This is a genomic window from Paraglaciecola sp. (assembly GCF_030730205.1).
In the GTDB taxonomy this organism is placed as follows: Bacteria; Pseudomonadota; Gammaproteobacteria; order Enterobacterales; family Alteromonadaceae; genus Paraglaciecola.
In genome coordinates this window covers 30,802-44,421 of the sequence record NZ_JANQVQ010000007.1, presented here as the reverse complement: position 1 = coordinate 44,421, position 13,620 = coordinate 30,802, and the positions used below count along the sequence as shown (strand labels likewise).

Below are 13,620 nucleotides of genomic sequence, written 5' to 3'. Positions count from 1 at the left end.
AAAAATTACTCAGTAAACACAAAGATGGCAACTCAAAGAGTTATTCGGGTCCATAAAAAAGGCCCCATACAGGGACCTTGATTCGTTTTATTCAGACGCGGCTTTTTTATCAGATGAATTGTCGTAAATCAAAATAGGTTTTGACTCGCCTTTAATAACAGCCTCATCAATTACCACTTTGCTAACATTCGTCATCGACGGTAAGTCGTACATGGTATCTAGTAGCACTGCTTCTACAATTGACCGCAAACCACGTGCACCAGTTTTACGCTTCATTGCCTTTTTAGCTATGGCCTGAAGTGCATCTTCTCTAAACTCTAATTCAGTATTTTCCATACCAAATAGTGCAGAGTATTGTTTAGTTAACGCATTTTTAGGTTCACGTAAAATTTGTACAAGGGCCTCTTCGCTTAACTCTTCTAAGCTGGTAAGAACAGGTAAACGGCCAATAAATTCAGGAATAAGACCATATTTAACTAAATCTTCTGGCTCAACCTTTTTGAACAGCTCACCCTCTTTGGCTTTGTTATTGACATTTTTAATTTCAGAGCCAAAACCTATACCTGTACCGGTATGAGCACGTTGTGCAATGACTTTATCTAAACCTGAAAAAGCACCACCACATATAAACAAAATCTTTGAGGTATCAACTTGCAAAAATTCTTGCTGCGGATGTTTGCGACCACCTTGTGGCGGAACGGATGCAACTGTGCCTTCTATCAATTTCAACAACGCTTGCTGCACACCTTCGCCAGACACATCCCTGGTAATTGAGGGATTGTCGGACTTACGTGAAATTTTATCTATTTCATCAATGTAAACAATGCCGCGCTGAGCTTTCTCTACATCATAATCACACTTCTGCAATAACTTTTGAATGATGTTTTCAACATCTTCACCCACATAACCTGCTTCTGTTAGCGTGGTAGCGTCAGCCATTGTAAACGGCACGTCTAATAGACGCGCTAAAGTTTCAGCGAGTAATGTTTTACCGCTACCAGTGGGACCTATCAATAAGATATTACTCTTACCTAATTCTACGCCTTCATGCACATCGCCGTTACGTAAACGCTTATAATGGTTATACACAGCCACCGCTAACACTTTTTTAGCGTGTTCTTGGCCAATCACATAATCATCTAAATGGGTATGAATTTCTTTTGGTGTTGGTAAGTGGTCTTTCTTTTTCTTCGGTGCGATCTCTTTAATTTCTTCACGAATAATATCGTTGCACAAATCGACACACTCATCACAAATAAACACTGAAGGTCCAGCGATCAGTTTTCTAACTTCGTGTTGGCTTTTGCCACAAAACGAACAATAGAGAAGTTTACTATCGTCGCTTCCGCTCTTTTTCTCACTCATCTGATGTCTTTTCCTATTTCGAGACAACCCTTCAACTGAACCATACCTGAGTTGAAGGATTCACTTCAATCAATTTTAGATCGATATCAAGAATATTGTTTACTTGCCTGATTTAACATCGCTGTGGCTTGCATCAGGTCTGCTTGATAAAACTTGATCAACCAAACCATATTCCATTGCTTCTGCTGCCGATAAGAAATTGTCACGATCCGTGTCCTTGGCAACTTTTTCATAATCTTGGCCAGTATGTTTGGCCATAAGGCGATTCATCTTTTCTTTGATAGACAAAATTTCTCTCGCATGAATTTCAAAATCAGAAGCTTGACCTTGAAAACCGCCCAAAGGTTGGTGAATCATTACTCGCGAATTCGGTAAACAATAACGTTTACCTTTAGCGCCTGCTGATAACAAAAATGCCCCCATACTCGCAGCTTGGCCAATACACACTGTACTGACATCAGGCTTAATGAAGTTCATTGTATCATAAATAGCCATACCCGCCGTTACAGACCCACCAGGTGAATTGATATAAAGAAAAATATCTTTCTCTGGATTTTCAGCTTCTAAGAAAAGCATTTGCGCAACGATTAGGTTGGCCATGTGATCTTCTACTTGGCCAACTAGAAAAATGACATTTTCTTTTAATAAACGAGAATAAATATCGTACGAACGTTCGCCTTTAGCAGTTTGTTCAACAACCATAGGCACTAGGGCATTACTGGTATCGTTTGGAGTTATAATCATATTTTAGAATTCTTCACAAATAAAAATGCTCGGGGAATACCGAGCATTTAAGCAGTTGCAGACTAGACAAGTCAAATAACAATCAGCAAATTAAGCCTGTTTGTTCATGATCTCATCAAATGCTTTAGTAACTTCAGTTACTTTAGCTTGGGTTAACAGTAGTTCAACGGCTTGTTCTTCCATTGCTACGTTTTGCATTTGTTGCATTAGCTCTTTATTCGATTTGTAGTATTCAACTACTTCTTGCGGATCTTCATACGCTGAAGCGGCTGTTTCGATCAAGCTATCAACTTTAGCATTGTCTACTTTTAATTCGTTAGTGCGAATAATTTCGCCCAACAACAAACCGATAGAAACACGTTTACGAGCGTTTTCAGCAAACAAATCGGCAGGTAATTCAGGCAAGTTGTCTATGTTACCACCTTGTTGTTGACTGAAGCGCTGCTTTGCTTGTTCACGCAATGCATTGATTTCTTGGTCAACTAAGGCTTTCGGTAAATCAACTGAGTTATTAGCTAACAAACCGTTTATCACTTGCTCTTTTAAGCTGGCTTTCAAGGTTTGATCTAATTCACGCTGCATGTTCTTGCGAACTTCTTGTTTTAACGCGTCAATACTGCCGTCTTCAATACCGAACAATTTAGCAAACTCTTCGTCAACCTTAGGTAAATCTAAAGCTTCTACTTTTTTAACATTTACTGTGAATTGAGCGGCCTTACCTTTTAGCTTTTCAGCGTGGTAATCTTCAGGGAAAGTCACGTCAACAATCACTTCATCACCAGCCTTGGCACCCACTAATGGTTTTTCAAAGCCTGGGATCATGCGATCTTTACCCATTTCTAGTGCGAAGTCTTCAGCTTTTCCACCTTCAAATTCTTCACCGTCAATAGTGCCAACAAAATCCATTGTTAACTTGTCATCTTTTTTAGACTTACGTTTAACTTCCTTCCAGCTAGCGTGTTGCTTGCGCAGCGTATCCATCATGGTATCAAGATCTGCATCTGTAATTTCAACAACCGCTTTTTCAACCTCAATCTTGTCGTTATCTTTAACTTCAATTTCTGGATAAACTTCAAAAGAAGCAACAAACTCAAGGTCTTTACCCAAAACATCTGTTTTTACTTCAAAATTTGGGGCGCCAGCTGGCGTAATTTTTTCTTGGGTAATTGCTTGATAAAAACTACGCTGCATTGCTTCACCAGCAATTTCTTCGCGAACCGCTTGACCATAACGCTTTTGAATAACGTTCACTGGTACTTTACCAGGACGAAATCCATTGATTCGTTGGGTTTTAGACAATTGCTGTAAGCGCGATTTAACTGCAGAATCAATAGATGCAGCAGGAAGGGTGATAGTAAGACGGCGTTCTAAACCTGTAGTCGTCTCAACGGAAACTTGCATTCTTCTACCTCAATTTGGCGCTTACTCGCGCTCATTTATTAATACCAAAGGAGTTTTTATCGGCGGGATATTGGTAGCAACAATCAGTTGTATGTTGCCGCAATAACACTAACAAACGCGGATCTAACTGATCAACTTAAAAATGCCAGATAAAAAAGACGCAGTAGTATAGCGATAGCTTTATTGCAAGTCGAGCCGAAAGTTAAAAAAGCCTTGTACGATTAAAACATCGATTTAATTTACATTAGAATAAAATAAGAATTATATCTGACTAGAACTTAATGATGGTGCGGAAGGAGAGACTCGAACTCTCACGCCGTAAAGCACTGGAACCTAAATCCAGCGTGTCTACCAATTTCACCACTTCCGCTGAGAGTGGGGTGGACGATGGGGCTCGAACCCACGACAACCGGAATCACAATCCGGGGCTCTACCAACTGAGCTACGCCCACCACAGTATTAATGCAGTGCTATACAACTTATTACTCTGTCCTTCCGAATCGCATGGCGCGCTCGGCAGGACTCGAACCTGCGACCCACGGCTTAGAAGGCCGTTGCTCTATCCAGCTGAGCTACGAACGCTTGACGAATCTTAAGTAATAATGAGAAAGTGGTCGGTGAGATAGGATTCGAACCTACGACCCCTTGGACCCAAACCAAGTGCGCTACCAAGCTGCGCTACTCACCGACTTAAACCGTAACTTCATTCTCATCTGTTACGGGAGGCGCATGTTACATACTAGATTTAAGCTCGTCAAACACTTTTTAAAACAAAAATTTCAAGTGCCTACTTTTAAAACAATGTGGCTATTTTTAAGGCTAATTCATCCCAAACTATCAGTAAAAATAGCTTTTACACTACTCACAATTTTTAAAAAAAGTATTAGGTACTGGGTTGATCATAGGTCCAGCGCCCATTTTTTTTCGGACTAAAACCTATATTAGTTAAATAATTTTCATGCTCGTAGCTGTCAGCTAATGCAATAACGTGCTCAAAACCAAATTTTTTCTTCAATTCTTGCCCTTTGCCCAGAGTGAAATGGCCGAGTCGACAATCTCTGTAGGCAGGAATTACAAAATCGAAATCAACTACAAAGGTGCCAGGCTCGGAACGATAGCCACTTAAAACGCCGATGACCTCGGTATGCTCAGTTAAAAAATAATATTCTCTTTCAGCATTCATGGCGCCTCGCATAAATCGGGGGAAGAGCTGTTTTATTTCTTTTTGATGATAATCCAGAAAAAAATCAACATAATTTGAAGGGCGAGCAGCCTTTAATATATTGAAATGCTGCTGGGTATTTAGCAGCAGCCGAGTTAAAAAAAAGATATTGGTTAATGCAATAAAGCCATTGAGTATAGCTACCGGATACGCGTTGATAATGATGCCGTACACACAAAAAGACGACGCACCAAACAGATTAAACCAACGCAATTTAACAATAGAGCTTCTTGTTAACGAAAAAGCAATCAGTGCAGACGCACAATAACCGAAAATCTCAACACCAGATAGTTGCACAATGTAGCCCTAGTTATTTTTTAGATTAATAAAGTAGAATAGTGGCGATTTTGTTTTTTTAACGCAAGTTAATTGCTTGGTAACATTAGGCTATGTGACAATAGCCTTCTCATTATCTAAATGTTAGCCATTATGCCTGCACAAAAAATCGACGGCGGTCTTATCGCCAAACATATACGCCAAAATGTTGCCACTCAAGTCAGTGCTATCGTTTCCGCTGGTAAACGTCCGCCCGGTTTGGCTGTGGTATTAGTTGGCAGTGATGCAGCATCACATGTCTATGTGAATAATAAGCGCAAAGCCTGTGAAGAAGTGGGATTTTTGTCTAAATCTTTTGACCTTCCAGCCCATACGACTCAAGAAGAACTGTTATCTGTTATTGATACCTTAAATGCGGACGTTGAAATTGATGGTATTTTAGTTCAATTGCCTCTACCTGCGGGACTGGATAAAGAACAAGTTTTAGAGCGTATTCACCCTCATAAAGATGTTGATGGTTTTCATCCTTATAATATCGGCCGCTTAGCCCAACGGATCCCAGCTTTGAGACCCTGTACGCCAAAAGGCATCATGACGCTAATTGAATCAACCAAACGTCCTATCAAAGGTTTAGACGCAGTAATTGTAGGTGCATCTAATATCGTAGGTCGCCCCATGTTTATGGAATTATTACTCGCGGGGTGCACAGTAACAAGTTGTCATAAATTTACTAAGAATTTGCAATCTCATGTTGAACGCGCTGATTTATTGGTGGTTGCGGTGGGTAAAGCGAATTTTATACCGGGTAATTGGATCAAGCCCGGTGCAATTATTATTGATGTAGGCATCAATCGCCAAGCTGATGGTAGCTTGGGAGGTGATGTGGATTTTGCTAGTGCACAAGAGCGCGCTGGATGGATTACTCCTGTTCCAGGTGGTGTTGGCCCCATGACAGTGGCAAGTTTGATCGAGAACACCTTAGAAGCGTATGTTAAGTATCACTCTTAAGTGCCTTCAGTGTTGAGTGATGCACAGTGAGTAGCCAAGCGCAACAGAAAGCCATTGTTGCACGAACACAGCACTGGCTTGAAAAAGTGGTCATCGGTTTGAATTTCTGTCCCTTTGCAAAAAGAGAATATGATCGTCAACGCATTCGTTATGTAATTGATTCAGCTAATTCGCCTACTGAAGCTCTTGCCAGTTTAATTGATGAATTAAGCTTACTCGATGCTAACCATGAGGTTGAGACAACCCTGATTATTTATGATAACGCCTTTGGAAAATTTGATGATTACCTTGATTTACTCGAGTTAGCCACTTCACTTGTTGAACAAAGTGCCTATCGGGGGATCTATCAAGTCGCAAGTTTTCATCCTGAGTATTGTTTTGAAGGGGAAGAATTAAGTGATCCGGCGAATTTTACTAATCGCTCTCCCTTCCCTATGCTACATCTTCTGCGAGAATCAAGTCTTGAATCCGTATTAAGTCATTTTCCGCATCCTGAATTAATCCCTCAACGAAACATCGATAAAGCGCGAGAGCTCGGATTGAATTATCTACAAAATTTAATGTTATAAACGCCGCAAACAAGGGGTTTATAAAAGCCCTCACGACCCGCCTTTTAAAAAGGGGCCTCACCTTCATCTGTTTTTTGTTTCACGCTTTTAGCTGCATTAACCGGCGCAAGCTCAACTAGAAAGTCTTCCTTCGTTTTCAATAATTGCTGCGCACTAAAAGCGCTAATTTTATAGGTCCATTGCAAATAATAGGCGTCTATTGTTTGAGAATTGACCTGCAGGTAATAATCGGTTTCGAGCTTCGCTATATCAATATGCAGCTGTCTGGCATCTGTGAGCACATAATCAAACTTTGCCACAATTTGAGCTTGTTGCCACTGTGCAGAATCTAGAGGCAAAACTCGTTCAAAATCAAGTTCTAAAAGACTCGTGACATAAGCACTCTCGATACCCGGATAACGCACCTCTCTATTATCAGCGACATCGCTGAGACTAAAGTCATTGTCCTTGGCTTTAACAATACGCCACGCTTTGCCATCAGTACGACTTAAAGATTCGATCTCTGCCGAGTCAACAGTGAGCAGTGGGCGCTGCAACCATTCAAATTCATCACTGGGCACTTCTATTTCATGGTCAATTAACCAACTTTGCAAGGATGTTGGAAAGCGAACATACATGCCTTCTCCCATAGTAGCTCGATTCCCCAGTAGTACTTGCCATGGTTTGGCAGAGCGAGCCATTTTCAGTGACACTAACGTGGCCAAACTGTCGACATTATCGATGGATTCAACGCCTAGGTGATGATAATTTTTCTGCTTCGAGGTTTTAGCCTCTATTAATTGTGCGTTTACAATGGCTTGTATAAACCCTGCTAATTTTCGTTTATCTAAGGGATAACTTGTATACGTATCAGGCAACTTAGCTAGCCAATTTCCATCCTCTAAGCTCGCTTGCAAGATCACTTTTTGACTATTTTCTAAGGTAATTTCGACAACAGATTCTGCATCAGATGCACCTGAGCTGAAAAGTTTTTCTACTGAAAAATCACTGGTTTGTGAAGTCATGGTTAACCATACTCCACCACCCACCGCGGCTATAGCGAGTAAAATTAAGAGGCTTATCTGCCTGTTCATTTTGCCTCCTTAACGTGCTCACGTTGTGATGCATTAGAGCGAGTTCGCAACATTGCTGCTAATAATGCCAATAACATCACCAAAATAAGGGGAGCAACAGCGATATTAATAAATTTAATCCAATTGCCTAATTGCTCTATGTCTTTGTCTAATTGGTGACGAACTTCACGAAGTGCTTTTCTAATTTCAATTTTTTTCTGCATGAAGTTATCAATTGTCTGCTGCTGCTCAGGAGAAATGACTAAAGCAGTTCCATCATCTTGTTGTGATTGCAGTTGCATTAATTGCGCTTCTGTCTCATCGAGTTGCTGTTGCAAAATTAATTCTTGCTCCCTGAATTTCTTCTCCGCTAGAACGGTTAGCTCATCCACTTTGATAAAAGGACGAACAAAGGTACCACGACTACGGACACTAATTAATGCGTCACTGCCACTTAAGTTTTCAACTGCATTAGTAACAAAGTCTCCATTATTGGCAAAAGGAGTGAAAATCGTTTGGCCAAAGAAATTAGCTTGCTGCACCCAAAACCGGTCTGCGAGTATGTCAGTATCACCGACTACAATCACATTCAAATTCTTGGTTGAATCTACAAAAACTGTGCTTTGTTCAGCATCGAGTCCTTGATCATATGCGGAATTGGCTTTCCCAGTTAATCGCCCTGCAAGAGTATATTGACGATTTTTACTTTGGTATTTTCTTGCTAATTCATCGGGATCTCTGGTCATCGCATAGCTAGCCGAGTCGATAAGATCTGCATTTACGGTGGATTTCATCAGTGGTAACCAGCGCGCTTGGCTGTCCGCTTTTTTAGTAAAGGTACCAAACGATGCGCCATTAATGACTTCTAAATTCGAAGTTGTAATATCTTCCCTGTCTAACTGTTCAGCCCCAAGCCCTACAAAGCCAAAATGACGTGTCACTCCGCCAGATTGAGTACGAATATCTAAGCCTGCCATCGCATCAAGCAATACATGTTCACCGTCAAAATCTACACCCCAAGCGCTCAGGAGTTTGTCAAGCGAAGAACTATTCGGCCCCATTGAGCCGGCCATCATGGCCAGTTGGTCAGACTCATTGTGCGGATCGACAAAGGCTAATACTTTGCCTCCCTGCATCGCGTATTGATCGATAGCAAAGAGTAGCTCATCACTTAGATGTTGAGGATGAACGAGCACCAATAGATCGGTATCAGTCGGTAGGGTTACGATATCACTTCCCACTAACTCAACTTCGTTAAGTTGCTGTAACTGAGTAAAAAATGTCCACGCAGGTTCCATTTGCCCAGTCATTGGATTTTGTCCACCAGCAATATTTAAGTCGGTCAATAACGTTACTTTAATTGCTTTAGTATCGCTTAACTGGTGAATAAGCTTACTGATCTCGTACTCCAAAAAACTCTCTTGTTTAGGGTCAAAAAACGCAATGACCTTATGCTCACCAATCGAATTTGTTGCCGCCACCCCCAAATAAATAGCTTCACCAGCAGCACCAATTGTCGCCCCAGTAAGACCGTACTGGTTGGCTTGATCTTCTTGTTCAGAAAACGGTTGAGGATCAATTACCTGAAGGCTTAGTTTGCCATTAGCCATAGTCTGGTATTCCCTCAATAGACTTTCTACTCGATTAGCGTAATTACGCAAACTGGTCATATTTTTTGAGGCTTTGTCTGAAAAGAAAAAGTACAAGTTAATAGGCTCGTCAATTTCAGCTAAGACTTCTTTGCTGCCCGTAGATAGCGAATACACTTGATTTTGTGTGAGATCTAAGCGTAAAGGCGACAATAATTGATTATTAATCAACACCAATGCAAAAAAAACGATAGCGATAAGCAATAAACTGAACGTTGCGGTTACTTTATTTAGCATGACTAATCCGCCTTCTTTTGATCAATGATAATTAAACCCGCAAAAAGCCATGTCAGGGTGACCAACAAAAAATACCCTATGTCGTTTAATGCAATAACGCCTTTAGACATTGCCTCAAAGTGCGTTAAAAAACTGAAAGATGCGATGGTATCAATCACAAGATTGGGAGCCCAATTTTTGAATATATCTAATACGATATTGCTGCCGCTCACCACAAACAAAAAGCACACCACAACCGACAATATAAAAGCTATAACTTGGTTTTTAGTCATGGCAGACATGCAAATCCCAATCGCTAAAAAAGCACCAGCCATAAACCAACTCCCAATATAGGCGGCCAATATAATGCCGTTATCAGGGTTGCCTAGATAGTTTACGGTTAACCACAGCGGAAAAGTCAAAACCAATGCCAAGCCAAGTACCAACCAAGCAGCTAGATACTTAGCTATCATTGCCTGCCAAGTGCTAATAGGAAGGGTCATTAGCAGTTCGATACTGCCACTTTTCCTTTCTTCTGACCATGTTCGCATCGCCATCGCTGGCACTAAAAAAAGGTATAGCCAAGGATGGAAATTAAAAAAGGCCAATAAATCGGCCTGACCTCGTTCGTACAGACCACCTACAAAAAACGCAAAAACACCGGATAAAATTAAAAATATAGCAATAAATACATACGCTACTGGGGTAGCAAAGAAACTTGCAAACTCTCGCTTGAGTAGAATTAACACATTACTCATTCTGCTTTCTCCATTTGAGTAATATCCCTAAAAACTTCGTCTAGCCTGCCCTGCTCAATCATTAGACTATCAACAGGTAATTTACAGCGCTGAATTAGAGCCGTCACCAAATGTAAAATTTGTTTGTCAGGCTCAGCAAACAGAGTTATGTCGCCATTTTCTGGATTAACCTCCATGCCAGCAACCCCTTCTAATTCCTCTAATTCTGAAGTATCTGCTTTATAGCTAAAGCGCAGCGTAATCGCTCCGTAATAACGGGATTTACGATTTAGCTCCTCAGGCGTGCCATTAAACATCAATTTACCATTGGCAATAATCATGACTCGATTGCACACTGCGCTGACTTCTTCGAGGATATGAGTGGAGATAATCACAATTTTATCTTTTGCAAGATTTTGAATTAGTTGCCGAACTTGATGTTTTTGATTGGGGTCTAAACCGTCTGTAGGCTCATCTAGAATAAGAATTTGAGGGTCATGAAGTAAAGCTTGGGCCAAACCCACACGTCGTTTGAACCCTTTTGATAGATTTTCAATGGGTTTATCGAGCACATCTTGCAGCTCTACTTTTTCAATTACATCTTGAATACGCTCTTGTTTTTCTTTACCCGAATAATCCCTAATTTGAGCAATAAAATTCAAGAACTGAAGCGTCGTCATATCACCATATGCGGGAGCACCCTCTGGTAGATAGCCAATTCTCTTTTTGATAGCAATGGGATGCTGACTCAACGACATATCAAAAATCGAAATTTCACCTGAGCTTTGGGGTAAAAAGCCAGTGAGCATTTTCATAGTAGTAGATTTCCCTGCCCCGTTTGGCCCTAAGAAACCAACAACATCTCCAGGTTTTATTTCGAAACTAAGATCATCAACGGCCATCACATCACCGAAGGACTTGTATAAGTTTTTTACCGAGATCATAACTATCCTAAAATGATCGAAAACACTGAGCAAAAATATGGTGATAACGCTCGTATTTTCAATAGGTCTGAAAGTTAAAAGCCATTATATCGTTACCAAAGGCAGTTATTTTAATTCGCCTACTACGTTTAAAAACGATAGAACATATAAAAAAACTATTTCAAATGCAGTACCAAAGAAGCATGCACCAAACAGTGGGTATCCTATTTTACGAGCCGCACCTTACTAAGGTAGGCAATAACAATCAGCAAGTAATCTGCTTAATTTGCCTTGGCAATTTAACCAAACTGCATTATTGTCAGAGCATGAACATTCCTAAAGCCTCCTCACTTTTTCAACTTGTTTATTCTAATGAAGAAACAAGCCAAGCGGTTAAAAAGCCTTATGTAAGCCGTGCTAGTAACTTTTCTATTTTCAAACGTTTGCTTAACTTAAGTTTGGTCATTATTGGCGTCATCATTTGTATTAACTTGTGGTTGGTTCATCACAAACAACAAGCTGACTGGTATCATCAACAAGCCAATCAACTAGGCAGAAGTTTAACAGTACTGAGTGCGCACGCAATGGCTGTTAACATTTCGGAACAAGATGATAATGGACTAAATCTTCAAATAGCGGCGCTAATGCAGGACCCCTACATTGAAGGTGTAGCCGTCTATAATTTCAAAGGCCAGTTATTACAACAGCAAGGCAGTGAATCTAACATCGTGTTGCGTTTTCGTGACCCATCCTCTCAAGCACTTATTTTTGTTCAAGAGATACGCGCCACCAACAATGCGGTAATAGGTTATCTTCGAACTATACTTTCAGAAAAAAAGGTCATGCAGTTTCATTTTGACTATCAACAACAATTGATCGAGCAATTTGAAGTCTTAGTTTTGTTGGCAGCAGTGGCCGGCGGCATTTTGACTCGGGCTTTTTACACAATCAGGTACCGCCAATACCGGCGTAAACTCAAAGAAAAACTACACAGTAGTGATATTTTGTAATACGGCTAATACATTCTGACGACATTGTAAGGCAATAACATCTGCACTTTCTTCTCGCAAACTCGCCAGTTCAGCCAATATCATAGGAATGTTTTCCGGCGTATTTCGCTTGCCCTGTTGGCCAAATAAAGGCATGTCTGGCGCATCAGTTTCTAATACTAATAAATCAAGTGGCACTTGCCCCACTACCTTTCTGGTTTTTTGACCACGGGGATAAGTGATCAGCCCTCCAACTCCTAATTTAAAACCTAAATCTTGGTAAGTTAGCGCCTCATGTAGACTTCCTGAAAAAGCGTGAATAATACCGCCACCGCTAAATTTCAGGTGCTTAAGGGTTTTAATAATATCATTGTGAGACCGTCTATGATGAATAATGACTGGCAGGTCAGCCTCATGGGCAATATCGAGTTGCCGTTCAAACACCCTCTTTTGCAATGAAATATCAACCGAGATTGCCCTATCCAAGCCTATCTCCCCCACGGCCACAACAGTACTTTTATACTTGTCTAAATAAACGACTAACTCATCTAAGTGAGATTCCTCAAAACCAGCCAAAAAGTAAGGATGTAAACCAAATGCTGGTTTTAAAGCAGTAAATTGTCGGCTTAGTGCGATAATGTTTTGCCACGAACTAGCCTCAGTGCCCGGCACCACAATGGTATCGATACCTAAACCAGAACATTTTTCAATCACGTTCTGACGGTCGTTATCAAAACAAGGAAAGTCGAGGTGGCAATGGGAGTCAATTAACATCGGGACTAGTTAACTGGCTAATAATTGTTGGCATGATTGAGAGCGCTAGGGCATTAAGCGTTGCGTTTGCCACTGTTTATTACTGTCCAAGGTGTAAACGAAGCGATCATGCATGCGGTGCTCACCCCCTTGCCAAAATTCGATTTTATGAGGAATGACACGGTATCCCCCCCAAAAACTTGGAAGTGGCACTTCACCATGCATAAACTTTTGTTTCGCTTCATTGAATTGAGACATTAGTAATTGTCTTGTAGCGATAGGTCGACTTTGCTTTGATACCCAAGCAGCAATTTGGCTTGGTTTGGGACGTGAGACAAAATACTTAGCAACATCACCGACACTTAACAGCTCTGCCGTCCCGGATATTTTGACTTGTCTGTCGAGCATGTGCCAAGGAAAGTGCAAGGAAATCTTACTGTTGTGTTTTAGGTCATCCGCTTTTTTGCTTCCCAAGTTGGTATAAAAAACAAAACCACCTTGGTTAACGTCTTTAAGTAGCACTATGCGTTGTGATGGTTGTCCAGAGGGGTCAACGGTAGCCACCGTCATTGCCGTCGGATCATCTAATTTTGCATCTACTGCATTTTGTAACCAGATATCGAACAATTCCAAGGGGTCAGCAGTTAAATTTTCCGTATCTAATCCAGACTTGGTGTAGTCTCGCCTGATATCACTGATAGATTGCATGTTATGCC

The 13,620-nt window shown here is 40.9% G+C and carries 13 protein-coding genes and 4 tRNA genes; 3 read left to right on the top strand and 14 right to left on the bottom strand.

Annotation, left to right across the window (positions count from 1 at the left end):
- Positions 1-87: 87 nt before the first annotated feature.
- The 8 genes from clpX to NWQ57_RS00545 form a co-directional block, all read right to left on the bottom strand.
- Positions 88-1,365 carry an ATP-dependent protease ATP-binding subunit ClpX gene (gene clpX / locus NWQ57_RS00580; protein ID WP_306019966.1) on the bottom strand — a complete coding sequence of 426 codons (1,278 nt, stop codon included), beginning with the start codon at positions 1,363-1,365 and terminating at the stop codon, positions 88-90.
- 99 nt (positions 1,366-1,464) lie between these two features.
- Positions 1,465-2,109, bottom strand: a complete 645-nt coding sequence (gene clpP, locus NWQ57_RS00575) for an ATP-dependent Clp endopeptidase proteolytic subunit ClpP (protein WP_306019965.1) — start codon at positions 2,107-2,109, stop codon at positions 1,465-1,467.
- Between the two features lie 90 nt (positions 2,110-2,199).
- A complete protein-coding gene (gene tig / locus NWQ57_RS00570) occupies positions 2,200-3,510 on the bottom strand; it encodes a trigger factor (RefSeq protein ID WP_306019964.1) in 1,311 nt (436 codons plus the stop codon).
- 285 nt (positions 3,511-3,795) lie between these two features.
- Positions 3,796-3,880, bottom strand: a tRNA-Leu gene (locus NWQ57_RS00565).
- Positions 3,881-3,886: 6 nt separating this feature from the next.
- Positions 3,887-3,962, bottom strand: a tRNA-His gene (locus tag NWQ57_RS00560).
- Positions 3,963-4,015: 53 nt separating this feature from the next.
- Positions 4,016-4,092, bottom strand: a tRNA-Arg gene (locus NWQ57_RS00555).
- 29 nt (positions 4,093-4,121) lie between these two features.
- Positions 4,122-4,198 (bottom strand) — tRNA-Pro (locus NWQ57_RS00550).
- Between the two features lie 195 nt (positions 4,199-4,393).
- Entirely contained in the window at positions 4,394-5,029 is a 636-nt protein-coding gene (locus NWQ57_RS00545) for a hypothetical protein (protein WP_306019963.1), read from the bottom strand.
- Between the two features lie 132 nt (positions 5,030-5,161).
- On the opposite strand from NWQ57_RS00545, the gene folD reads away from it, so the two are divergent.
- Both folD and NWQ57_RS00535 read left to right on the top strand, forming a co-directional pair.
- Complete coding sequence (gene folD / locus NWQ57_RS00540; RefSeq protein ID WP_306019962.1) at positions 5,162-6,016, top strand: bifunctional methylenetetrahydrofolate dehydrogenase/methenyltetrahydrofolate cyclohydrolase FolD; 855 nt, start codon at positions 5,162-5,164, stop codon at positions 6,014-6,016.
- 26 nt (positions 6,017-6,042) lie between these two features.
- The gene (locus NWQ57_RS00535) at positions 6,043-6,585 is read left to right on the top strand and encodes a DUF1415 domain-containing protein (protein WP_306019961.1); all 543 of its coding nucleotides are present in this window, start codon (positions 6,043-6,045) and stop codon (positions 6,583-6,585) included.
- A gap of 44 nt (positions 6,586-6,629) precedes the next feature.
- Here NWQ57_RS00535 and NWQ57_RS00530 read toward each other — a convergent pair whose 3' ends face one another.
- From NWQ57_RS00530 to NWQ57_RS00515, 4 genes are read right to left on the bottom strand one after another with little or no spacing between them, the layout of a single operon-like run.
- Positions 6,630-7,658, bottom strand: coding sequence for a DUF4340 domain-containing protein (locus NWQ57_RS00530; RefSeq protein ID WP_306019960.1), 1,029 nt, complete (start codon positions 7,656-7,658; stop codon positions 6,630-6,632).
- On the bottom strand, positions 7,655-9,523 hold the full coding sequence (locus NWQ57_RS00525; protein WP_306019959.1) for a Gldg family protein: 1,869 nt from the start codon (positions 9,521-9,523) through the stop codon (positions 7,655-7,657). The genes NWQ57_RS00530 and NWQ57_RS00525 overlap by 4 nt, the downstream gene beginning before the upstream one ends.
- Before the next feature lie 2 nt (positions 9,524-9,525).
- Entirely contained in the window at positions 9,526-10,260 is a 735-nt protein-coding gene (locus NWQ57_RS00520) for an ABC transporter permease (RefSeq protein ID WP_306019958.1), read from the bottom strand.
- A complete protein-coding gene (locus NWQ57_RS00515) occupies positions 10,257-11,183 on the bottom strand; it encodes an ABC transporter ATP-binding protein (protein WP_306019957.1) in 927 nt (308 codons plus the stop codon). The genes NWQ57_RS00520 and NWQ57_RS00515 overlap by 4 nt, the downstream gene beginning before the upstream one ends.
- 305 nt (positions 11,184-11,488) lie before the next feature.
- On the opposite strand from NWQ57_RS00515, the gene NWQ57_RS00510 reads away from it, so the two are divergent.
- A complete protein-coding gene (locus NWQ57_RS00510) occupies positions 11,489-12,172 on the top strand; it encodes a hypothetical protein (RefSeq protein ID WP_306019956.1) in 684 nt (227 codons plus the stop codon).
- Here NWQ57_RS00510 and NWQ57_RS00505 read toward each other — a convergent pair.
- Both NWQ57_RS00505 and pdxH read right to left on the bottom strand, forming a co-directional pair.
- A complete protein-coding gene (locus tag NWQ57_RS00505) occupies positions 12,149-12,925 on the bottom strand; it encodes a TatD family hydrolase (protein WP_306019955.1) in 777 nt (258 codons plus the stop codon). The two genes, NWQ57_RS00510 and NWQ57_RS00505, sit on opposite strands and share 24 nt — an antisense overlap.
- Before the next feature lie 45 nt (positions 12,926-12,970).
- On the bottom strand, positions 12,971-13,612 hold the full coding sequence (pdxH, locus tag NWQ57_RS00500) for a pyridoxamine 5'-phosphate oxidase (protein WP_306019954.1): 642 nt from the start codon (positions 13,610-13,612) through the stop codon (positions 12,971-12,973).
- Positions 13,613-13,620: the final 8 nt, after the last annotated feature.

Excerpts from the sequence above, each read along its gene's own strand:
- clpX (WP_306019966.1), bottom strand. The coding sequence starts at position 1,365 with ATGAGTGAGAAAAAGAGCGGAAGCGACGATAGTAAACTTCTCTATTGT.
- clpP (WP_306019965.1), bottom strand. The coding sequence starts at position 2,109 with ATGATTATAACTCCAAACGATACCAGTAATGCCCTAGTGCCTATGGTT.
- tig (WP_306019964.1), bottom strand. The coding sequence starts at position 3,510 with ATGCAAGTTTCCGTTGAGACGACTACAGGTTTAGAACGCCGTCTTACT.
- folD (WP_306019962.1), top strand. The coding sequence starts at position 5,162 with ATGCCTGCACAAAAAATCGACGGCGGTCTTATCGCCAAACATATACGC.
- NWQ57_RS00530 (WP_306019960.1), bottom strand. The coding sequence starts at position 7,658 with ATGAACAGGCAGATAAGCCTCTTAATTTTACTCGCTATAGCCGCGGTG.
- NWQ57_RS00525 (WP_306019959.1), bottom strand. The coding sequence starts at position 9,523 with ATGCTAAATAAAGTAACCGCAACGTTCAGTTTATTGCTTATCGCTATC.
- NWQ57_RS00520 (WP_306019958.1), bottom strand. The coding sequence starts at position 10,260 with ATGAGTAATGTGTTAATTCTACTCAAGCGAGAGTTTGCAAGTTTCTTT.
- NWQ57_RS00515 (WP_306019957.1), bottom strand. The coding sequence starts at position 11,183 with ATGATCTCGGTAAAAAACTTATACAAGTCCTTCGGTGATGTGATGGCC.
- NWQ57_RS00510 (WP_306019956.1), top strand. The coding sequence starts at position 11,489 with ATGAACATTCCTAAAGCCTCCTCACTTTTTCAACTTGTTTATTCTAAT.
- NWQ57_RS00505 (WP_306019955.1), bottom strand. The coding sequence starts at position 12,925 with ATGTTAATTGACTCCCATTGCCACCTCGACTTTCCTTGTTTTGATAAC.
- pdxH (WP_306019954.1), bottom strand. The coding sequence starts at position 13,612 with ATGCAATCTATCAGTGATATCAGGCGAGACTACACCAAGTCTGGATTA.